Origin of the sequence: Thioalkalivibrio sp., from assembly GCF_007692535.1 — a bacterium.
Classification (GTDB): Bacteria; Pseudomonadota; Gammaproteobacteria; order Ectothiorhodospirales; family Ectothiorhodospiraceae; genus Thioalkalivibrio.
This window is the reverse complement of record NZ_REBW01000181.1, coordinates 1-20,749: the sequence shown is the minus strand read 5'-3', so window position 1 is coordinate 20,749 and position 20,749 is coordinate 1. Positions and strand designations below refer to the sequence as shown.

Annotated in this window: 16 protein-coding genes; 7 read left to right on the top strand and 9 right to left on the bottom strand. The window is 67.4% G+C overall.

Going from position 1 to position 20,749, the window contains the following annotated elements:
• Window positions 1–150: 150 nt before the first annotated feature.
• From EA346_RS10550 to EA346_RS10540, 3 genes are read right to left on the bottom strand one after another with little or no spacing between them, the layout of a single operon-like run.
• Window positions 151–768: a TIGR04282 family arsenosugar biosynthesis glycosyltransferase gene (locus EA346_RS10550; protein ID WP_296758356.1), complete on the bottom strand. Its 618-nt coding sequence runs from the start codon at window positions 766–768 to the stop codon at window positions 151–153.
• Window positions 765–1,493 carry a TIGR04283 family arsenosugar biosynthesis glycosyltransferase gene (locus EA346_RS10545; protein WP_296758355.1) on the bottom strand — a complete coding sequence of 243 codons (729 nt, stop codon included), beginning with the start codon at window positions 1,491–1,493 and terminating at the stop codon, window positions 765–767. The genes EA346_RS10550 and EA346_RS10545 overlap by 4 nt, the downstream gene beginning before the upstream one ends.
• 8 nt (window positions 1,494–1,501) lie before the next feature.
• Window positions 1,502–2,995 (bottom strand): 2Fe-2S iron-sulfur cluster-binding protein, encoded by a 1,494-nt coding sequence (locus EA346_RS10540; RefSeq protein WP_296758354.1) that lies wholly within the window; start codon window positions 2,993–2,995, stop codon window positions 1,502–1,504.
• 280 nt (window positions 2,996–3,275) lie between these two features.
• Between EA346_RS10540 and EA346_RS10535 the strand changes: the two genes are divergently transcribed.
• The gene (locus EA346_RS10535; RefSeq protein ID WP_296758351.1) at window positions 3,276–3,440 is read left to right on the top strand and encodes a hypothetical protein; all 165 of its coding nucleotides are present in this window, start codon (window positions 3,276–3,278) and stop codon (window positions 3,438–3,440) included.
• A 149-nt stretch (window positions 3,441–3,589) separates the two neighbouring features.
• Here EA346_RS10535 and EA346_RS10530 read toward each other — a convergent pair whose 3' ends face one another.
• Window positions 3,590–4,927 carry a sigma-54-dependent Fis family transcriptional regulator gene (locus EA346_RS10530; protein WP_296758350.1) on the bottom strand — a complete coding sequence of 446 codons (1,338 nt, stop codon included), beginning with the start codon at window positions 4,925–4,927 and terminating at the stop codon, window positions 3,590–3,592.
• A 168-nt stretch (window positions 4,928–5,095) separates the two neighbouring features.
• Between EA346_RS10530 and EA346_RS10525 the strand changes: the two genes are divergently transcribed.
• The gene (locus EA346_RS10525) at window positions 5,096–6,193 is read left to right on the top strand and encodes an RNA ligase (RefSeq protein ID WP_296758349.1); all 1,098 of its coding nucleotides are present in this window, start codon (window positions 5,096–5,098) and stop codon (window positions 6,191–6,193) included.
• 18 nt (window positions 6,194–6,211) lie between these two features.
• Here EA346_RS10525 and EA346_RS10520 read toward each other — a convergent pair whose 3' ends face one another.
• Window positions 6,212–6,811, bottom strand: coding sequence for an RNA ligase partner protein (locus EA346_RS10520; RefSeq protein ID WP_296758346.1), 600 nt, complete (start codon window positions 6,809–6,811; stop codon window positions 6,212–6,214).
• A 107-nt stretch (window positions 6,812–6,918) separates the two neighbouring features.
• Here EA346_RS10520 and EA346_RS10515 point away from each other — a divergent pair, with 107 nt between their 5' ends.
• Entirely contained in the window at window positions 6,919–7,524 is a 606-nt protein-coding gene (locus tag EA346_RS10515; protein WP_296758345.1) for a class I SAM-dependent methyltransferase, read from the top strand.
• A gap of 7 nt (window positions 7,525–7,531) precedes the next feature.
• Here the strand turns inward: EA346_RS10515 and EA346_RS10510 are convergent, their stop codons facing one another.
• Window positions 7,532–9,523, bottom strand: coding sequence for a hypothetical protein (locus tag EA346_RS10510; RefSeq protein ID WP_296758344.1), 1,992 nt, complete (start codon window positions 9,521–9,523; stop codon window positions 7,532–7,534).
• Window positions 9,524–9,755: 232 nt separating this feature from the next.
• Between EA346_RS10510 and EA346_RS10505 the strand changes: the two genes are divergently transcribed.
• Entirely contained in the window at window positions 9,756–10,604 is an 849-nt protein-coding gene (locus EA346_RS10505; protein ID WP_296758343.1) for an ion transporter, read from the top strand.
• Between the two features lie 283 nt (window positions 10,605–10,887).
• Here EA346_RS10505 and EA346_RS10500 read toward each other — a convergent pair whose 3' ends face one another.
• Window positions 10,888–11,817, bottom strand: a complete 930-nt coding sequence (locus tag EA346_RS10500) for a histone deacetylase family protein (protein ID WP_296758340.1) — start codon at window positions 11,815–11,817, stop codon at window positions 10,888–10,890.
• A gap of 145 nt (window positions 11,818–11,962) precedes the next feature.
• Here EA346_RS10500 and EA346_RS10495 point away from each other — a divergent pair, with 145 nt between their 5' ends.
• Window positions 11,963–14,650: a bifunctional acetate--CoA ligase family protein/GNAT family N-acetyltransferase gene (locus tag EA346_RS10495; protein ID WP_296758339.1), complete on the top strand. Its 2,688-nt coding sequence runs from the start codon at window positions 11,963–11,965 to the stop codon at window positions 14,648–14,650.
• 12 nt (window positions 14,651–14,662) lie between these two features.
• Here the strand turns inward: EA346_RS10495 and arsJ are convergent, their stop codons facing one another.
• Both arsJ and EA346_RS10485 read right to left on the bottom strand, forming a co-directional pair.
• Entirely contained in the window at window positions 14,663–15,886 is a 1,224-nt protein-coding gene (arsJ, locus tag EA346_RS10490) for an organoarsenical effux MFS transporter ArsJ (protein WP_296758337.1), read from the bottom strand.
• A gap of 61 nt (window positions 15,887–15,947) precedes the next feature.
• Window positions 15,948–16,439 carry a TspO/MBR family protein gene (locus tag EA346_RS10485; protein WP_296758335.1) on the bottom strand — a complete coding sequence of 164 codons (492 nt, stop codon included), beginning with the start codon at window positions 16,437–16,439 and terminating at the stop codon, window positions 15,948–15,950.
• A gap of 346 nt (window positions 16,440–16,785) precedes the next feature.
• Here EA346_RS10485 and EA346_RS10480 point away from each other — a divergent pair, with 346 nt between their 5' ends.
• Together EA346_RS10480 and EA346_RS10475 are read left to right on the top strand one after the other, a co-directional pair.
• Complete coding sequence (locus tag EA346_RS10480; protein WP_296758334.1) at window positions 16,786–18,003, top strand: efflux RND transporter periplasmic adaptor subunit; 1,218 nt, start codon at window positions 16,786–16,788, stop codon at window positions 18,001–18,003.
• Window positions 18,000–20,749, top strand: a 2,750-nt coding sequence (locus EA346_RS10475) for an efflux RND transporter permease subunit (RefSeq protein WP_296758333.1), incomplete at its 3' end; no start/stop codon positions are given. The genes EA346_RS10480 and EA346_RS10475, both read left to right, overlap by 4 nt.

Here is a 20,749-nt window from a genome sequence, read left to right as displayed (position 1 = left end):
TGCCGGGGTGCCGGGGAAGACGCTATGTTGCGCCCATGGGTGGGTGCGAGACGCGTCGGGTTACGCCCTTCGGGCTAACCCGACCTACAGTTTGCGGCTTTTCATCGCCAGGGGTGGCGCAGGGTCATGAAAGTTAGCGCGGAAACCCTGTCAGCGCCGTTTCGCAAGGGGCAGGCCGTCCAGCAGGTGCGGCGGGCAAAGAGCCAGGTCCTCGGGGCGATCCAGGTCGGAACAGGCTGCGAGTTCAACCAGCGACAGGCCCAGTCGGGCACAACGCTGGCGGGTCTCTGCGAGCACCTCCGGCCCGCCCCAGGGCATGTTCTGGAACAGCCCGGGCGCCGGAGCCGACAGCCCGATCATCACGTAACCGCCGTCCAGAGCAGGCACCAACACGCAGTCATTCCCCGACACCAGCGCCCGCCCCGCGTTGCGCAGCGCGTCGACGCCCAGACGAGGTGCGTCCGAGCCCAGCAGCAGGGCCGGCAGGCCGGCACACAGGGCCGAGTACATGCGTTCGCCCAGATCGCCAGCCGACTGCGCGTGCAGGGAGCAGCCAAACTCCCGCGCACACTCGGCGAAGAAGGGATGTCGGCAGTCCGGGGCGCACCAAAGTTCGACCTCCCCGGGACTGGCCTCCGAGGCTACGGCGAGGGCCTGCCGTACCAGGCGCCGGTGCAGGCGCGCAGCGCCGTGCGCCCCCAGCGCAGGGATCAGGCGGGTCTTGGCCTGCCCCGCCACCGGCGCCCTGGCGAAGACCAGTGTCCTCATCGATAGCGCCGCGCCAGCTCGGCTGGATCGGCCCCCAGCCAGTACGCAAGCCGCAGCCGCCACATCAGCAGCACCGTGCGCCACACGCCCCGCTGCTCCCAGCGCCGGCTGGAGGTGACCAGCCGCGGCCGGATACAGGCCGGGCGGCCGACGCTGCGCTTGAGCGCCCGCGAGATCGCGACGTCCTCCATCAACACGATCCCGGGGAAGCCACCGACCGCGTCGAAGGCGGAACGGGTGAGAAAGATCCCCTGGTCACCGGTGGCGATTCCGGTCAGACAGGAACGCAGGTTCATCATTCCAGCGATGGCCCACAGCACCGTGCCGTCTCCCGACAGGCGTACCCCGCAACGGCCCCAGGCATGCCCCGCCTGCAGGGCCGCGAGAACTTCTGCGGCCACGCGGCGCGGCACTCGGTTATCGGCATGCAGGAACCAGAGCGCGTCGCCCCCGGCGGTTGCGGCGCCCGCATTCATCTGCAGCGCCCGTCCCGGGGCACTCAGCAGCAGGCGGTCGGCACCGGGCGCAGCCTGTTCCAGGGTGCCGTCGCGACTGCCGCCGTCGACCACGATGATCTCGTGCCCCGCGCTCCGTAGCGGGGCCAGGTCGTTCAGCAGCATCGGCAGCCGGGCGACCTCGTTCAGGCAGGGGATGATGATCGACAGACGCGGCGGTGGCGTCTCCGCATCGAGGACCCGCGTCCGGGAACGTGAAGACGGCGCCACCGCCCGCTTCAGCCCGCGGGCGGGATCACCTGGGAGCGGCATTGTTCCGGCGGAACCCCCAGCTTCCGCAGCGCCTCGAGGGCCAGGTCGGCAAAGTGCCCCGGCCCGGCGATGTAGTAGTCACGGGCCTCGGGTCGGTCCAGCCGGGCCAGGCTACCGGTCAGCACCGCAGACCAGTTCTGCGGATCGCTGGCGGCGTTCACCCGCAGCGGCCGGTAGTGGAAATGATCCAGCGCATCCTCCCAGGAGCGGCAGAGGTTGCCCTGGTACTGGCCGACGGTTCCGGTGGCCAACCAGATCAGGTGCATCCCCTGAATCCGGTCGAGCGCAATCATGTGTTCGATCAGGCTCTTGATCGGCGCGAACCCGGTGTCGCAGGCGAGAAACACCAGCGGCCGTTCCGCTTCGTCGCCGATCACGAAGTCGCCGAAGGGTGCCTCGATAGCGACCGGGTCACCCTTGCGCATGCGCTCGAAGCAATATTGGGCGAAGGGATCGTCACGGTCCTCGGCGACATGAAAGACCAGGTTGCGGTCGTCGCAGGGGCAGTTGGCCAGCGGCAGCATGGCCTCGACGGCCCCGTCCTCGGCGATCACGCGCGCATACTGGCCGCCGAGGAACCGCAGCCTGCGGGTCCGGGGCGTCTGCACCCTGAGCAGCATCACGTGCGGACCCGGCCGCTGGATCTCCCGCACCAGGGCATCGATGGACTGGACCGCGATCTGGTCCGGACTGCGCGCAACGCCAACTTCGATGACCAGGTCGGTTACCGGGGCGACCGAGCAGAGCAGTGCGAATCCCTGGTCCCGCTCCAACTCGTTGATCACGAAGTCATGCGGACGCACCTCCCGCACTTCGCCGGAAACGATCCGGGCCTTGCACTCGCCGCAGTTGCCGTTGCTGCAGCCGTACGCGATGGAGAGCCCTGCGCGCAACGCGGCCTCGAGCACGGTATCCGCGCCCTCGACCAGGAACTCATGGTCGTCAGGCACCAGCCGCACCTGCGGCGCCATCACGCTCATCCACACACCCCCGTCCGCGTTGGCCCCGGAGGCATAGCCCTCCACCCGCTCGTGGTGCAGCGCGCTCTGCAGTGCGAGCTTGATGTCCTGCACCACCGCTCGAGTGTCTTCATTGGGACTCTTCTCCAGTTCCCGCAGACGGGACTCCAGCGACTCCAGCACGCCGGCGTAATGCTCGGCCTGCTGCCGGGCGCGCGTCAATTGCTGGCCAAGAATGGACAGGCGTCGCGCCAGCACCCGTGGCTCGGGGAGGTTGCGGCCGGCAATGTCCTTGCCCAACGCATCCGCCTTGATCTGCTCCACCCGCTCCAGCGCGCGATCGTCCGTCAGGCGGGTCGCCGGGTACAGCACCATCAGGTCCTCGACCCCAATCATGCCGTCAAAGCTGGGCAGATCCCCGCGCTTGATCCGCGACTGCAGCTCGGCGCGTGTAACCCCCGCCAGCTTCGCCGCACGTATCACCGACAGCCTTCTTGCCATTCCGTTGGAGTCCTTCGCCTGAGGCATCGCCAACCCGGGGCGGGTTCCCGATGCGGGACCCCGGTGCCACCGGGGCATGCTTCCGAAGGGTAGCAGCCGGCTGGCGGGCGCGCAGCCCGACCAGGCAAAAAAAACCGCCCCGGAGGGCGGTCAAGGCGCGATGGAGGAGATTCGCGCATGCGCAAGTGGTGCAAAACCGTTACGGCGGATCGCGGTGCCGTTGCGCCCGGCAGGCCCCAACCATGCCAATCAGATGGAATAGGCGAGCAGCATCGCTCCGATGATCGTCAGTGAGGCCATACCCGATGCAACCAGAATCTTCATGCTTCTCTCCGATGTTGAAGGTTCGCCCGAGGGCGAAAATTGTCTCGCCGAAGACAAAGCATTTTCCGTGCCGGTTTCCGGTGGAACTCCAAAGAAATCGGTAGTTGATTGTTTATATTGAAGTATAAGAATATTCACCCTGAGGCATGTAGGTGTATCTTTTACGCACAACGCACAACATTGGCGCCACATCTGTCAGTTTGCTGACGTTCTCTGGCAGTGAGTGCCCATCCCTGGCGCATTCGCCGTCGGGCCGGGGCCATCCGGGTTTCAGTGGTCGGGACGATCCCGTTCGATGCGCTGCAGCTTGCGGTAGAGCGTGCGCTCGGAGATACCCAGTTTGCGCGCGAGTTCTTCGCGATCACCCGGGAAATCGGCCGCCACCCGCGCCAGGTAGCGTTGCTCCAGTTCCGCCAGCGGGACCACGTCGTCACCTGGCAGACAGCCATCACGGGCCGGCTGGAATGCAAGCTCCAGCGCCAGATCCGGGGCATCGATCGCATCCCCGTCGGCGATCAGGCTCGCGCGCTCGAGCACATTGCGCAGTTCCCGGATGTTCCCGGGGAAGTCCATCTGTTGCAGGGCGGTGAAGGCAGCGCGCGTGAGCCGCTTGCCCCTCGCTGAACGCAGCCGCCTCAGCAGGGCCTGGACCAGCAGTGGCAGGTCATCCCTGCGCTGGCGCAGGGGCGGCAACGGGATCGGAAAGACGCTGATGCGGAAATAGAGGTCAAGCCGGAATTCGCCGGCCGCGACCTGCGCCTTGAGGTCCCGATGGGTCGCACAGATCAGCCGGAAGTCCGCCTCCAGCGAGGCCGTGCTGCCGACGCGCCGGAACCGCCCCGTCTCCAGCAGGCGCAGCAACTTGACCTGCATGGACATCGGGATGTCGCCGACCTCGTCCAGGAACAGGGTCCCGCCGCGCGCGGACTCGACGAGCCCGGTCTTCAGCGAGTTGGCACCCGTGAAGGCCCCTTTCTCATGTCCGAAGAGTTCGCTCTCGAACAGCGATTCCGTGAGTCCCGCACACTCCACCGGCACGAACGGCCCGTCGGCACGCGGGCTGGATTCGTGGATCGCCTGGGCGACCATCTCCTTGCCGGTACCCGTCTCCCCCAGGAGGAGCACGGCCGCATCACTGGGCGCGGCCCGATGCATCAGTTCCAGCATGCGCAGGAACGGCGGTGACCGCCCGACCAAGCGATCGGCACTGGGCTCGGCGCTGGCCAGCCGGGTCGGCCGCATGATCTCCAGGATGTAGCGCATCTGGCCGTTCGCCCCGGCGACGGGACGAGTCTCGACATCCACGTGCTCCTCGCCGTGCGGCGTGTGATGCACGTGCATCACCCGGGTAATCTGTCCGGACGCCACGGTCGCGCGCAACGGACACTCCTCCCCCGCCTGGTCACAGGGGACGTCATACCCATGCGAGACCTCGAAACAGCGCCGTCGCCCGGTCACCGGCGTGTCCCCGAAGATCTTCGTATAGGCGGTGTTGGCCGCCAGGATGCGGTAGTCGAGGCCCAGCAGCACCGCCGGTTCCTGGTACACCTCCAGCAGGGCAACCGCCTCGGGCGGAATTCCGCCCGCAGCAGCATCCGTTTTGCTCATGTCAGTTCACCTGCCATTTTTGACAGTCGAAGCTTACCATCCTGCGTGGGGCCCGGCAGCATGCCGCGACGCCCGTGGGGACGGTACGGCGCCCCAGGCCCGGGTTCCAGGCCCGCACAGCTTTCCAGCGGGGGTGCCAACCCCACCGGGCAGGCACTACACTGGGGCATGGACCACCAGCATGTGATCGAAGCGCTGAACCAGGGACGCGCGGAGCAGCACCACTTCGAGGACCTCGAATACGCCCGCCTGACGGAAACGTTCGGCGGTCATCCCAGAGGCAGCGTACTCCTGCCCGACGGACTCGTGATCCCGGGCTACCCGTCGATCGCGCGCATTCATTCGCTTTCCGCCGGGCTGCGCGAGCAGTTCCGTGGCCACTTCTGGGCGGAGGAAAAGATCGACGGCTACAACGTCCGCATCCTGTGCCACCAGGGCCGCATATACGCCTTCAGCCGCGGCGGGTTCGTCTGCGCGTTCAGCACCGACCGTCTGCCCGATCTCCTGCCGCTGTCGATCTTCGATGCCGAGCCGGATCTGGTGCTATGCGCCGAGATCGCCGGACCGGACAACCCCTACCTCGAGGGCTCTCCCCCACACATCGAACACGACGTCCAGCTCTTCGTGTTCGACCTGATGCGCGCGGGCCGGCCCGGATTCCTCGCACAGAACGAGAAAATGCGCCTGTTCGAACGGCACGGGCTGCCAGGCACCCGCATCTTCGGACGCTTCCGCCCTGCGGACACGGAGGCCCTGCGCGCCCTGATCCTGCAACTCGACGGCGAGGGCGCGGAGGGACTCGTGCTGAAGGCAGAGTTCGACGACACCCGAGCCAAGTACGTGACCGGGCGCTCCAACGTCACCGACATCCACGTCTGCAGCGGACAACTGCTGGACCTGCCTCCCGAGTACTTCACCAACCGCCTGATGCGCCTGGCCCTGTTCGTCACCGAGCACGGGCAGCAGGGCGACCCGGAGCTGGAGCGCAGCCTGGGGCACGCGTTCCTCTCGGGGCTGGACCGGGCCGTCGAACGCAGCCGCGACAGCGGGCGGGTGGGCCACCGCTACCGCTGCCGCTTCCGGGAACACCGCAACGCGATGCACTTCATCGCGCACATGGCGGCCACCGGGGGTCAGCGCGTCCGGATGGCCCCGGGGACGCCGCACGAGGAGGACGGCTATTGGGTCGTCGCGTTCGAGCGCGTCTTCGATCGCATGACCGGCACATTGTCCACCGCCCTGTCGGGCGCGATCCAGTTCGACTGAACGGGCCTCCGCTCCCGGTCAGTTGCCCGCACCCCGGGAAGACTCGGCCTCGGCCAGGTTCTCCATGACCCGGCGCAGGTAGTCGGCCGTGACCAGCTTGATCCCCATCCGATTGCCGAGCTTGCGCATGCCCTGGTCGGCGCTGGCGAGTTCGGCGTCCAGCTCCAGCGCCAGCAGCACGGCGTCGACGTCCTCGCGGGAATCGACGAGACCCTTGCGCATCGCCTCGCGGAAACGCTCGCGCAACTGGGTGATGATCTCGGGGGGCATGTCCGCGGCCGCCCCCGCGCGCTTGGTGTGCTCTTCGGCAATACGCAGGCCACGGTCGATGCGGTGACGGACCTCGTCGATGAACTCGTAGAGGATGTCGCTGGGAATCGTCAGCGTGAAGCGGCGTGGTGAACGGATCCAGACCACGGTCTCGAAATCCGCGGCGAGTTCCTCGAGGTCCCGCATGGTGCGGAACTCCTCGTATACCGACAACGGCATGTAGAACTCCGCCGGGCAGCGCTGGGCCAGGCGCAGGAAGGTCTGCAGCCCCTCCTGGGGATCCTCGCCGAATTGACCGAACACGTGGGGATTGGTGAAGACGCTGGTATCCAGAACGAAGCGGCGCATGGATGCATCCTGCCGGTGGGCTGCCTGATCGCCATCATGGTCGGACGGGTCCGGACCCGTCAACTTCCGGGTGGATCAGTAAACCCAGCCGGCGTACCCTATGGGCCATGCGCGGGATCGAACACATTCCATGGCTGTACGACGCGCTGATGAGCGTGATGGACGTCACGGGTTTCGCGCGCTGGCGGCGGAAACTGGTCGGCACCGTCGAGAACCGCATCCTGGAGGTCGGCTGCGGCACCGGGCGCAACCTGCCGCTATACCCGGCGGGCAGCGCGGTGATCGCGCTGGACCCCGATCTGGGTGCCCTGCGCCGGGCCCGCCGCCGTTCGCCCCACACGCCGCTGGTGGTCGCTCGGTCCGAGGCGCTGCCGTTTCCACCGGACCACTTCCAGACGGTGGTCAGCGGCCTGGTCTTCTGCAGCGTGCGCGACCCGGACGCCGGACTCGCGGAGATCCGGCGGGTGCTCCATCCAGGGGGCCAACTCCGCATGATCGAGCACGTCCGCCACAACCACCCCGCCCTCGCCCGGATCCAGGACGGCGTCCAGCCGGCATGGACCTGGGTCACCGGCGGCTGTCACCCGAACCGCGACACCGAGGCCACCGTGGAACGCGCCGGCTTCACGATCGATCCCGCGGACCGCGTGGCACGCGGGGTGATGCGCCGGTTCTCGGCCCGCATCACCCCGGACCCGGACCCTCAGTCCTGATCCGGGGTCAGGGTGTGCCGCCCATCAGCAGCGCGCCCAGATCGTTGCCGTTCACCACCAGCCTGCCCTGGCTGTCGCCCTCGACGCGGAAGAAATGCAGGACCTCGCCATCGTCGGTGGAGCGCTTCTCGCTCGCCAGCTTGAGGATCGTCGCAATACCGACGATCTGCTGGCGCGCCGCCTCGCTGCCGCTGAAGGCGAGCGCATACTCCACCACGGTGTCGAGTCCCCGGATTTCCATCTCCGCCGCTCCGCTCAGCATACCCGGCTCCGGGTCTTCGCCCTGCTCCGCATGGGCATGACCCGTGAACCGCAGACCGGCGATCGGCAGGTCGATCACGATCTCGTTGATGTCCAGGCGGGTGGCGTTCTCCAGCATCGCCAGGAAGATCGCTTCCGGTCCGGCGCCCATCTCACCACTGGCCAGGGCCTCGTCCGCCAGCGTACCCGTCGGCAGGCTTGATGCGGTCAGATCGACCGAGACCTCGCGCGGAAAGAGTTCTTCGGGAATCGGATTCATGCCCGTGGCATCGCCCGAGAGACCCTGGTGGCGATAGGACAGGGACAGGCCGGGCGTGCGGGAATCGAGATCGCTCAGGCCGACGCCGAACTCGAGGCGTTCGAGCCCGAACGGCGCTGCCTCGACGCCAGGCACAGCGCCCATCACACCGGCGACGCCGCTAACGGACAGCCCCAGGCCAACGCCGCCGAGGATTTCGCGTGAGAACCCGAGCAGTTCCGCCTCGGCGACATCGTCCGACAACATCGAGAGCATGCCCAGCCGCAACAGGGTGACCGGAGCGACACGGTCCAGGCGCATATCAACGCCGAAGGAATCGACCTCGATGGCGCTGTCCTCGTCGTGGAAGCGCCAGCCGCGGGCCTGGAAACTGCCCCGGAGATCGCTCAACGGCAGGTCCGCTTCGGAGGGCATGAGCCCCGTGTCGACCGCAGCGGAGCGCAGTCGCAACTGACCCGTACCGTTCGGACCTTCCACGACCAGGTCGCTGAGCTCCACACGGGTCTGCACTCCGCCGATTGCGGCCAACAGGTCCGTCAGTACTATCTCCGGATCCTGGTGCATCAAGGACTCCGGGTCTGCCGCCAGTTCCGAGAGTGCGGTCAGCCGGGGCAGATCCAGCCCCATGTAGTCAGCCCCCATGTGCAGCGCGGCGAGGCGGGCCATCGGTGTACCCTCCAGGCTCTCGACGACGACGTCATCCAGCGCCAGCCGCAGCGGTCCACTGACCACCCCGGGCTCCGGCTCCTCCAGATCCAGCGTGACGGTCAGCCGTTCCGCTGACAGACCTCCCGGCAGTTCCGAGTCCGGAGGCAGATCGCCGCCGGCCCCGTTCCAGTCTCCTTCCCGGTACCCCTGCACCGCCTCCGGATCGAGCCGCAGATCCAGGCCCTGCAGACGCAGATCCGCCTTGAGCATGGTCCCGAGATCCGCCGCCCACAGCCCCCTCAGGGAACGTTCATCGGTGGTCATGACACCCACCACGTCGCCGTCCTGGTCGCGCAGCCGAGCGCTCTCGGGCAGTTCCCAGACGACCGCCCAGCGCTCCTCCGCGACCGGTTCCAGGACTGCCGCGAGGCTGCCGAGATCGAGGACGAAGGGACTCGGCGCTGCCTCCGACGCGTCCGGGGCGCGGATGGAAACGCCAGGCATGACAAGACGGATGGTTCCGCTCGCGGATTCGATGACCTCCAGATCTCCGTCCAGATGCAGCGAAGAATCCGGCGCCGAAAACGCCTCCAGCCAGGCGTCGCGAACCGTCGCAGCCCGTTCCGAGAGGCCTGACAGCCGGACCGGAACGGCCTTGGCGCCAGTCTGGTCCAGCAACGCCACGAGGGCGTCCGACGCGATCCACTGTGCCTCGGCCTGTCCCTGTCCCGCAGCCGCCGACGGCACGGGTTCCCCGGCGCCGGCACTCGCCGAAAACGCCAGCACACAGGACGCCAGCAAGGCGCGCCGAACCCCCATCCGATTCTTCATGTATCCACTCTCCTGTTCCGTGCAAAGGGTCCCGCGGCAGCGGGCATTCCTGCCGACGAGCCTGGACTCCAGCCGAGGCGACTATCGCCGCATCATGCCGCTTGCTTCAAGTTCACCATCTGCGGCGCTTTCCGGATCGCGATCCCGTCCCGCGCTCCAACACGTTGCCGCGGCCCCGGCTTTGCCCTACATTGGCGCGCCGAACAGTATCCGCTGATATACCGAAAATCCCATGAGCGAGCTCACAACGATCCTGCGCATGCGCCTCACCCATGTGGTCGAGGCCCACCTCACCCAGCGCCTGATCATAGCCCTGATCCTGCTGAATGCGCTCACGCTGGGACTCGAGACGTCGAGCACGGTGATGGCCTTTGCGGGCCCGGTGATCAACGTCGCCGACAGGCTGATCCTCAGCGTCTTCACCATCGAGGTGCTGGCCAAGATGTTCGTCTACGGCCTGCGCTTCTGGCGCAACCCCTGGCACGTGTTCGATTTCTTCGTCGTCGGCATCGCGCTGATTCCCGGCACCGGGCCGTTCTCGGTGCTGCGGGTGCTGCGTCTGCTGCGCCTGGTCTCGTTGGTCCCGAAGCTCCGCTTCATCGTCGAGGCGCTGCTCCGGGCGATACCGGGGATCGCGTCGATTCTGGGCCTGCTGGTCCTGGTGTTCTACGTCTTCGCGATCATCGCGACCGGCCTGTTCCGGGACAGTCACCCGGAATGGTTCGGCACCCTGGGCGCGTCGATGTACACGCTGTTCCAGGTGATGACGCTGGAGAGCTGGTCGATGGGCATCTCGCGCCCGGTGATGGAGGAACACCCCTGGGCCTGGGCCTTCTTCGTACCCTTCATCCTGGTGGCGACCTTCACCGTGCTGAATCTCTTCATCGCCATCATCGTGGACGCCATGCAGCGCATGCACGAACACCAGGTCGCGGTCGAGGAACAGACGATCACCCACGTGGTGCACGAGGAGAACGCCAGCCTCCACGTGGAGCTCTCGGAATTGCGCGAACAGACCCGGATGCTCCAGGAACGCCTGATCCGCATGCAGGCCCTGCTCGAGAAGCGGTCGAACGAGTGACCGCCGGGCCGTCCCGCCCGGCCCCGCCGCACTGGCCCCGAATCGCAGCATCCTAGAGCAGATTCCGGAAGCCCATCACTCCGCCCAGCAGCTATTTGGAGTGCGGGAGCTTGCTCCCGCTATTCGACGCCGGGGAGAACCCAGCTCCGCAGAGCGGCGGCAAGCCGCCGCACTCCATAGGCGGCTTCCGCTTTCATCATTCGGGGTGGCGCACTCCGAGGCCATCAGAGTCAGGGCGGAAGAGGCCGCAGGCCCACCCCGCCGAGCGGACTGGTGACCGTCTTCAGGACTCGGCGAGTACCTTGATGTGGGCGACGACGCTGCGGCCCAGGGCGGACAGCGCATAACCGCCCTCCAGCACGGACACGAGGCGGCCGTCGCAATGACGCTTGGCGATGTCATAGAGTTCGCCGGTCAACCATTCGTAGTCGGCCTCGACCAGCCGGAAGTTGGCCATGTCGTCTTCCAGGTGACCGTCGAAACCGGCAGAAACCATGATCAGTTCGGGCCGGAAGGCCTCCAGCGCGGGGAGGCAGCGTTCCTCCATCACGCTGCGCAGGGCCGCGCCGTCGGTATCCCGGGGCAGCGGCAGGTTGAGGATGTTGTCGCTGCGTGTATCGGCACCGGTGTTGGGATAGAAGGGGTGCTGAAAGCTGGAGCAGAACAGCACCCGCGCATCGCCCCGGAAGATATCCTCGGTGCCATTGCCGTGATGCACATCGAAATCGACGAGGGCCACCCGTGACAACCCGTGCGCCTCCAGCGCATGCGCCGCGCCCACGGCGACATTGTTGAAGAGACAGAAACCCATGCCGTAGTCGCGCCCCGCATGATGTCCAGGCGGCCGCACCGAGCAGAAGGCCGTGTGCGTGGAGTGCGCCATGACCAGATCGACTCCCAGCACGACGCCCCCGGCGGCCCGCTGCGCCGCCTTCAGACTGTGCTCGCCCACGTAGGTGTCGCCGCCGTCCAGGGTCGCCCAGTGCCCGGGCTCGGGGATCCCCGCCTCCAGGGCATCGATGTACTCGGCGTCGTGGACCCGCAGCAACTGCTCTCGGGTGACCAGCGGCGCCTCCCGGTGCCGCAGCCAGGGCTCGATCCCGGAGGCAATGAGCTGGTCGTCGATCGCGGCCAGCCGCTCCGGGCATTCCGGATGCCCGGAAGGCGCGCGGTGCAGCGCGCAATCCGGATGCGAGATGAAGAAGGTTTTCATGGCTTCAGTTCCTGGAAACGCGGACCCCCGATGTGAGCCCATCGTCGAGCCTCGACCGGACCGCTTCATTGACTATTAGAGCAGGACCCGATACACAAGTCTTATTGCACTGCCGCAAAACGCACGACGGAATGGACCAATACGCATGGGCCCGCATTACCTGAACCGCATCCTCTCCGCGCGCAGCATCGCTCTCATCGGCGCGAGCAATCAACCGGAGAGCGTTGGCTCCACGATCCTCCAGAACCTGCTGGCGATGGGCTTCGAGGGCGAGCTTTACCCGGTCAACCCCAAGTACAAGAAGGTGCATGGGCGCAAGAGCCATCCCAGCGTAGGCGCGATCGGGAGGAACATCGACCTCGCGATCATCGCCACCCCGGCCGAGACCATCCCGGACATCATCCGGGAGTGCGGCAAGGCCGACGTGCAGGGTGCCATCGTGATGTCCGCCGGCTTCGGCGAGGAGGGCCCTGACGGGACCCGACTGCAGGACCGGATGCGCGAAGCGGCCCGCGAGACGGGACTGCGGATCATCGGTCCGAACTGCCTGGGCATCATGCGTCCGTCCCGCAAGATCAACGCGACCTTCAGCCGCAACAGCGCCATTCCCGGCCAACTGGCGCTGGTGTCGCAGTCCGGCGCCATCTGCTCCGCCATCCTCGACTGGGCCGAGGATCAGCGCATCGGGTTTTCCCTCGTCGCCTCGCTGGGCGACGCCGCCGACGTGGACTTCGGCGACCTGCTGGATTTCCTGGCCCTGGACCCGGAGACGCGCAGCATCCTTCTCTACGTGGAGGGTATCCGCAACGCCCGCGGCTTCATGAGCGGCCTGCGCGCCGCGGCGCGCATGAAGCCGGTGATCGTGATCAAATCCGGCCGTCATCTCGAAGGCTCGCGCGCGGCGATGTCCCACACCGGGTCGCTGGTCGGCGCTGACGACGTCTTCGATGCGGCGCTGGAGCGGGCGGGCGCGGTGCGTGCGCAGACGGTCCAGCAGATGTTCTCGGCTGCGAGCATCCTTTCCAGTGGCGCGCGGGCGCGCGGCAACCGGCTTGCGATCGTGACCAACGCCGGCGGCCCTGGGGTGATGGCCACCGACCGGGCGGTGGAACTGGACCTGGCGGTCCCCGAACTGCACGCGGAGACCCTGAAGCGTCTGGATGCCGCGCTGCCGCCGCACTGGTCGCACGGCAACCCGGTGGACCTGCTCGGCGACGCCGATGCCGCGCGGTATGAAACCGCACTGGCAGCGTGTCTGAAAGATCCTGGAGTCGATGGCGTACTGGCGATGCTGACACCCCAGGCCATGACCGATTCCGACGCCGCCGCCGAGGTCGTGATCCGGAGCGTCCATGGCGGGCGGGACAGCAAGCCGATCCTGGCCTGCTGGATGGGCGGCAAGCAGGTCGAAAAGGCCCGGGCCCGTTTCATCGCGGCGAGGCTGCCGAGCTTCATCACCCCGGAGGCCTCGGTCGAGGCCTTCGCCTATCTGACCGCGCACCAGCGCAACCAGCGACTGCTGCTCCAGGTTCCAGGCCCGCTGAGTGACCGCAGCCCGGCCGACGTCGAGGGCGCGCGCATGATCATCGAGGGCGCCCTCGGCGAGGGGCGCCGGACGCTCGGAACCATGGAGTCCAAGGCCGTGCTCGCGGCATTCCGGATCCCGGTCACCCAGACCGTACAGGCCCACACGGCCAGTGAGGCGCTGGTCGCCGCCAGCACGCTCGGCTATCCGCTGGCGATGAAGATCGCCTCCCCCGATATCACCCACAAGTCCGACGTCGGGGGGGTGCGCCTGAACATCACCACCGCCGAGTCGGTGCGCAAGAGCTTCCAGGCCATGATGCAGGAGGCGGCCGAGGCCCGGCCGGAGGCGCGTCTGGAGGGTGTGACGCTGGAGCGGATGTACCGCAGCCACTACGGCCGTGAACTGATGGTGGGGGTACTGCGCGACCTGGTCTTCGGGCCGGTGGTGAGCTTCGGCTCGGGCGGCACCTCCGTCGAGGTACTGCAGGACCGTGCGGTGGCCCTGCCGCCGCTGAACGAGACGATCATCCGCGGCATGATCGGGCGCACCCGCGTGGCGCGACTGCTGCAGCGCTTCCGGCACATGCCGCCGGTCGACGTGGCCGCCCTGGAGCAGGTGTTGTTGCGGATTTCCGAGATGGCCTGCGAACTGCCCGAAGTGATCGAACTCGACATCAACCCGTTGATCGTCGACGAAAACGGGCTGGCCGCGGTGGACGCCCGGATCGTGGTGGATTTTCCCAAGAGCACCACGGATCGTTACGGGCACATGGCGATCCACCCCTACCCCGGGCACCTGGTCGAGCAATGGCCGATGCCCGATGGCATCACCCTGACGGTACGCCCGATCCGCCCCGAGGACGCGCAGATCGAACAGGCCTTCGTTCGCAGCCTGTCGGACGAATCGCGCTACTTCCGCTTCATGCAGGCGGTGCACGAACTGACCCAGGAAATGCTGGTCCGCTTCACCCAGATCGATTACGACCGCGAGATGGCACTGATCGCGGTGGTCGAGCCCGATCCCGGTGTGGAAACCCAGGTCGCCGTGGCCCGCTACACCGCATACCCCGACAAGCGCAGTTGCGAGTTCGCGATCGTGGTCGCCGACGACTGGCAGGGCCGCGGCATCGGCACCCACCTGATGCAGAGCCTGATGCGGGTGGCCAAGTCCCGCGGCATCAACCTGATGGAGGGCGAGATCATCGCCGGCAACGCCCACATGCGTGCTCTGATGCGCCGGCTGGGCTTCAAGGTCCGGGCGAACCCGGATGACGAAGGGGTGGTCCAGGCGATTCGCGAGTTGTGACGTTCCGATCCTTCAGGACCTGACAACCCCCGGGCCCGGTGCCGGTCCCCGCGGCAGCAGCGAGGACAGCATCCAGGCGGCGAACACGAAGGCGCTCGAGGCGATCAGGCAGCCGATCAGGCCGTGGGTCATGAAGATCCAGCCGGAGAGCACGGTGCCGACCAGCCTTCCGCCGGCGTTGGCCATGTAGTAGAAGCCCACCTTCATCGCGACCCGGTCGGCCTCGGCGTAGTCCAGGATCAGGAAGGAGTGCACCGCGGAGTTGATCGCGAAGACCACCCCGAACACGCCCAACCCGACGATCAGCACGAGCCCGGGATCGAGGCCGGTCTCCAGCGCGATCACGATGCCCACCGGGATCAGCATCAGCACCAGCGCCCAGACCCGGGCGGTCAGACCGGTCGGATCCAGGCCCTTGCGCACGATCAGGGTCGGGACGGCGGCCTGCACGATGCCGTACCCGATGATCCACAGCGCCAGGAATGCCCCGACCTGCAGGTGGTTCCACCCGAGCGTCGCGGACAGGAACACCGGTAATGCCACCACGAACCAGACATCCCGCGCCCCGAACAGGAAGAAGCGCGCCGCCGAAAGGACGTTGATCGCGGGACTGTTGGCGAACATCTGGGTGAACTTCGGCTTGCCGCCGACGCGGCCGAGCCCGCGCGGCAGTCGCAGTACGGCCAGGCTGAGGCTCAGCACCAGCAACCCCGCCAGGATCACCAGGGCGACACGGAAGCCGACCGTGTAGAGGAGCACCGCACCAACGAAGAAGCCCAGGCCTTTCAGGGCGTTCTTGGAACCCGTCAGCCAGGCCACCCAGCGGAACAGCCGGCCCTGCACGTCTCCCGCGACGAGCTTCACGCCGGACTTCGCGCTCATCTTGTTCAGGTCCTTGGCGATCCCCGACAGCGCCTGCGCGAACATCACGTAAGCCACCGACAGCCACGCCTCGGGCACCGTCAGCAGCAGCAGCGCGCCGATCTGCAGCAGCGTGCCCGACACCAGCGTCGTGTTCAGCCCCAGCCGCGCCGCCAGCCAGCCGCCGGTCAGGTTGGTCACGATGCCGAAGAACTCGTAGAACAGGAACAGCAGCGCGATCTCCAGCGCGCTGTAGCCCAGTTGGTGGAAATACAGCACCACCAGCATCCGGATCGCGCCGTCGGTGATCGTGAACGCCCAGTAGTTCGCGGTGATCCGCGCGTAGGCGGGCAGACCGAGCGTCGGAGGGTTCATCGTGGGCGCCCTTGCGGTATCGCAGACGCCATTGAATCCTGCATCTCAGTTAAGCACCCAGTCAGTTAAGCACCCAGAACGCGTGATTCAGAAACCCCGCGAAACCGACCCAGGCCAGGTAGGGGAGCAACAGCGCCCCCGCGATGCGATCCAGGCGCCAGAACAGCACGATCGTGACGAGGATGGCGATCCAAAGCACGACGATCTCGAACAGGGCCAAGCCGATCTGCTGGAAGCCGAAGAAGAGGATGGACCAGAGCAGATTCAGGGCCAACTGGACCAGGAACGCGCCGAGCGCCCAGGGCGCGCCTCCGAATCCGTACACCCGCCAGACGCGCCACGCGGCGTACGCCATCATCACGTAGAGGATCGTCCACACCGGGCCGAACACGGCGTTCGGCGGCGCGAACCCCGGCTGTACCAGTTGCGGATACCAGTCCCCGACCGAACTGCGCGTGACCATGCCCCCGATCACCGCCACGACCAGCACCAATGCCAGCCACCGGATCAAACCACCGAGGTCCTGCCAGGAAGTACGTCCATTCTCGTTCATCAGCTCCGCCTCGCGCCGGCTTCACCACCTGCGCTGAATCTTACCGTGAAAGTTCTGTAGGTCGGGTTAGCGTAGCGTAACCCGACGTGCCGGGGACGACGCTGCTTTGCCGCCATGGGTGGGTGCGAGACTTATGGAGTGCGGGAGCTTGCTCCCGCTTTGCAGTGCCAGGCGGGCCCCGGTGCCGACAGCGGGAGCAAGCTCCCGCACTCCACGGGCTTCGCCGCCCCGGCCCCATCTCGGTCCGCACTTTCACGGCGGGTTCAGGTCCATGGTGCAGGCTTGGAATGACCCCTCTGTGACAGACTGGCGCCCCGGCACGAAAACAAGGAACCCGACGACAGCGATGACCCGTGTACTGCTCGGCCTGCTGACCCTGGGCGCCCTGATCGCCGCGGGTGCCGTCTTCTGGCTGGACCGGGACGCACCGGCGACCGGAGCCACCTCGGAGGCGAACGTGCGTCCAGTCCCCGTGGAGACGGCGGAAACGGAAGCCAGGGACCTGGTCCGGCGGCTCTATGTGTCCGGTTCCCTGGAGGCGTCCAGCCGGCTCGAGATCATACCCCGGGTCGCTGGCCGGATCGCAGGAATTGCGGTGGACATCGGGGATCCCGTGGAACCCGGCGACCTGCTGCTGGAACTGGACGCCGAGGAATTCCAGCAGGAACTGCTGCAGTCGCAGGCGGAACTGGCTGTCGCCCAATCGAGTCTGGCCGAGGCCCGGGAAAGTCTGAATGCAGCCCGCAGGGCGCTCGCGCGAACGCGCGAACTGCGCAGCCAGGGCATCGCCTCGGCCGCCGAACTCGAGGCTGCCGAAAGCCAGGCGGTCCTGCAGCAGACCCGCGTCGACCTTGCCCAGTCCCAGCTGCGCCAACGCACCGCTGCGCTGCGCAGTGCCGAGATCCGCGAGTCGTACGCCCGCATCGAGGCTGACTGGCAGGGACTTGGCACCCGCCACGTGGCGGAACGGATGGCGAACCCCGGTGCCGTGATCGGCGCGAACACCGCAGTGCTCGCGTTGGTCGGACTCGATCCCCTGCGCGCGGTGGCCTTCGTCAGCGAGGCGGATTACGGCCGACTGGGTACGGGGCAGAAGGTACGCCTGCGCAGCGCCGCGTGGCCGGAGGAGTTCTTTCACGGCACCGTGGACCGGATTGCCCCGGAGTTCCGCGAGGCCTCGCGTCAGGCCCGCGTGGAAATCGAGGTGCCGAATGCCGATTCCCGGCTACGCCCCGGCATGTTCGTGGAGATCGCGATCGACCTCGACCGCCGTGACCAGGCACAGGCGGTGCCCCGCGATGCCCTGCTGCAACGCGCCGACGGCTTCGTGGTCTTCAGCATCGACACCGAGGCGGACCCGCCACTGGCCCGGCGGCACCAGGTGACGCCGGGGATCCGTGACGGCGAATGGGTGGAGATCATCGAACCCGAGCTGCCACGGACCATCGTGACGCTTGGACAGCACCTACTTTCGGACGGCAACCCGGTGCGGCTGCCCACTGCCGGTGGCGAGCGTACGAGCGGAGTGGAGCCGCGGCCGGATTCGGCGCAGGCACCACGATGAATCCCGCCCGGCTGACCGTCCACCGCCCCGTGATGACGGGCATGGTGACCCTGATCGTGATCCTGCTTGGGCTGTCGGCGCTGAACCGCCTTCCGGTCGACCTGCTGCCGGATATCACCTGGCCGGTGCTCACGGTCACGACTTCCTACACCAACGCCGGTCCCGAGGAAGTGGAACAGCTGGTGACCCGGCCCATCGAACAGGCCGCGGCCGCGATCACCGGGGCACAGCGGATCGATTCCACGTCGGCCGAGGGCAACAGCAACGTGCGGGTGCGCTTTTCCTGGGGCACCGAACTCGGCGAGGCCGTGGACGACCTGCGGGATCGACTCGCGCGCATCGCCGACCAGCTACCCGAGGACGCCGACCGCCCCCTGGTCCGGCGCTTCGACACGCAGGCTTCGCCGATCATGCTGCTTGGCGTGGGCAGCACGCTGGACCCGGTGCAGCTGCGCAGCCTGATCGACAGCCGCATCGGCCCCCGCCTGGAACGCATTCCCGGCGTCGCGGGGATCGACATCCGCGGTGGCCTGGAACGGGAAATCCGGGTCGAGGTCCTGCCGGAGCGGCTGCAGGCCCTCGGCATCGGACTCGATACCGTGCGCACCGCCCTGCGCGATGCCAGCGTGGTCACCCCCGGCGGGCCGATCGTCGAGGGCCGGCGCGAGTTCCGGCTACGCACCCCGGCCCAGTTCGAGGATCTCGACCAGATCGCCCAGACGGTGGTGCACCGCGGCGACGGTGGCGCCATCCGCCTCCACCAGATCGCCGAGATCCGTGACACCCACCAGCGCCTGACGCGCCGTTTCCGGGTCAACGACGAGGAAGGCGTGGTGCTGGCGATCCGCAAGCTGGCCGACGCCAACACCGTCGAGGTCGCCGGCGCGGTGCGCGCGGAGATCCTGCGCCTGAACCGCGACTTCCCGCAGGTGGCGATCCAGGCCGCCAGCGACGAGTCGGTGTACATCTCCCGCTCCATCGCGAACCTGGGGCGTGCGATCCTCTACGGCAGCGCACTGGCGGTGCTGGTCCTCCTGGCCTTTCTCCGCAACCTGCGCTTTACCCTGGTTGCCGCGGCGGCGATCCCGATCTCGGTGATCGCCACCTTCGGCCTGGTGTATTTTGGCGGCCTGACCCTGAACCTGATGACCCTGGGCGGTATCGCGCTGGGCGTGGGCCTGATGGTGGACAACGCGATCGTGGTGATCGAGAGCATTGCACGCAACCGCGAGGAGCGCCCGGAACTGGGGATCACCGAGGCCGCGGTCACCGGCACCGGTCAGGTCTCGTCGGCGATCGTCGCCAGCACGCTCACGACGCTGGCGATCTTCCTGCCGCTGTTCTTCGCCCAGGAACTGGCTGGCCAGCTGTTCAAGCCGCTGGCCGCGGTGGTCGCCTTTGCCCTGGCCGTGTCGCTGATCGCCGCGCTGACGCTGGTCCCGATGCTGATGGCGCGGCCCGCCCTGCACTCGGGTCGTCCGAGAGCGCCGTCCCGCCTGCGCCTGGAGCAACGCTATCTGCAGCTCCTGGAGCCGGTATCCGCGCATCCCTGGTGGGTGGTGGCCGCGAGTCTTGCCCTATTGTTGCTGGCGTTGCTGGGCTTCCGCGGCGTGGGCACCGAGTTCCTGCCCCCGACGGACGAGGGCGACGTGCGGGTCAACATTTCCATGGAACCGGGCACCCGGCTCGAGATCCTGGACGCGGTGATGCGGGAAATGGAGACACAGGCGCACGCAACCGTGCCCGAGATCACCAACATGGTGACCAGCATCGGCGCCTCGGCCTTCCGGGCCGGTTCGCCTGCAGCCGCGAACATGCGCATCAGCGTGGGTCCCCGGGAATCCCGCGACCGCTCCAGCGAGGAGATCGCCGCCGACCTGCGCCGGGCCATCGGCCAGCCGCCGGGCGTGACCGTTCGGGTACGGGCCAGCAGCGGCATCTTCTTCCGCGGCTTCGGGGGCGGAGACGACAACGAGCGCCTGTCGATCGATGTCCGCGGATTCGACCGGCTGACCATGAACGCGATCGCGGCCGAGTTCGGCCGGGTGCTCGAGGAGATCCCCGGCGTGACCGACGTCCGGCTGGGCGGCGACGGCGGCCAACCGGAGTTCTCGACCCGCATCGACCGTGCCCGCGCCGCCGATCTTGGCGTCGACGTGCGCAGCATCGCACAGACGATCGAGACGGCACTGGGCGGCTCCGGCGCCGGCCAGTTCCGTGCCGGCGGGACCGAGTCGCGCATCTGGGTGCAGATCCAGGACGCCGAGCAGCGCCGTCTGGACGAACTCCTGAACCTCACGGTGGCCGGCAGCAACGGCGACCGCATCGCTCTGCGCAGCCTGGTCGAATTCGAACCGACCATCGGGCCGGACAGCATTCAACGGCGTGAACAGGGGCGGATCACCACCCTGTTCGCGAATATCGCCGGACGCCCCCTGGGTGACGTCGCCGCCGAGGTCCGCGAGCAGCTCGGGAGCATTCCCCTGCCCGACGAGATCGACTTTCAGGTCAGCGGCGATGTCGAGGAACAGGAAGCGGCGTTCTCCGAACTGATGCTCGGCACCCTACTCGCCGTGTTGCTGGTCTACATGGTCATGGCCAGTCTCTATGAATCGCTGCGCGATCCGCTGATCGTGATGTTCTCGGTGCCGCTTGCGGCCATCGGCGTGGTACTGGCACTGCTGGTGACCGACACCACGCTGAACGTGCAATCGCTGATCGGGGTGATGCTGCTGGTGGGCATCGT

Bases quoted from the DNA above. Each gene is read 5' to 3' on its own strand.
- EA346_RS10510 (WP_296758344.1), bottom strand. From the start codon at position 9,523: ATGAAGAATCGGATGGGGGTTCGGCGCGCCTTGCTGGCGTCCTGTGTG.
- EA346_RS10550 (WP_296758356.1), bottom strand. From the start codon at position 768: ATGAGGACACTGGTCTTCGCCAGGGCGCCGGTGGCGGGGCAGGCCAAG.
- EA346_RS10530 (WP_296758350.1), bottom strand. From the start codon at position 4,927: ATGAGCAAAACGGATGCTGCTGCGGGCGGAATTCCGCCCGAGGCGGTT.
- EA346_RS10500 (WP_296758340.1), bottom strand. From the start codon at position 11,817: ATGAAAACCTTCTTCATCTCGCATCCGGATTGCGCGCTGCACCGCGCG.
- EA346_RS10505 (WP_296758343.1), top strand. From the start codon at position 9,756: ATGAGCGAGCTCACAACGATCCTGCGCATGCGCCTCACCCATGTGGTC.
- EA346_RS10520 (WP_296758346.1), bottom strand. From the start codon at position 6,811: ATGCGCCGCTTCGTTCTGGATACCAGCGTCTTCACCAATCCCCACGTG.
- EA346_RS10480 (WP_296758334.1), top strand. From the start codon at position 16,786: ATGACCCGTGTACTGCTCGGCCTGCTGACCCTGGGCGCCCTGATCGCC.
- EA346_RS10535 (WP_296758351.1), top strand. From the start codon at position 3,276: ATGATCGTCAGTGAGGCCATACCCGATGCAACCAGAATCTTCATGCTT.
- EA346_RS10525 (WP_296758349.1), top strand. From the start codon at position 5,096: ATGGACCACCAGCATGTGATCGAAGCGCTGAACCAGGGACGCGCGGAG.
- arsJ (WP_296758337.1), bottom strand. From the start codon at position 15,886: ATGAACCCTCCGACGCTCGGTCTGCCCGCCTACGCGCGGATCACCGCG.
- EA346_RS10485 (WP_296758335.1), bottom strand. From the start codon at position 16,439: ATGAACGAGAATGGACGTACTTCCTGGCAGGACCTCGGTGGTTTGATC.
- EA346_RS10540 (WP_296758354.1), bottom strand. From the start codon at position 2,995: ATGGCAAGAAGGCTGTCGGTGATACGTGCGGCGAAGCTGGCGGGGGTT.
- EA346_RS10495 (WP_296758339.1), top strand. From the start codon at position 11,963: ATGGGCCCGCATTACCTGAACCGCATCCTCTCCGCGCGCAGCATCGCT.
- EA346_RS10515 (WP_296758345.1), top strand. From the start codon at position 6,919: ATGCGCGGGATCGAACACATTCCATGGCTGTACGACGCGCTGATGAGC.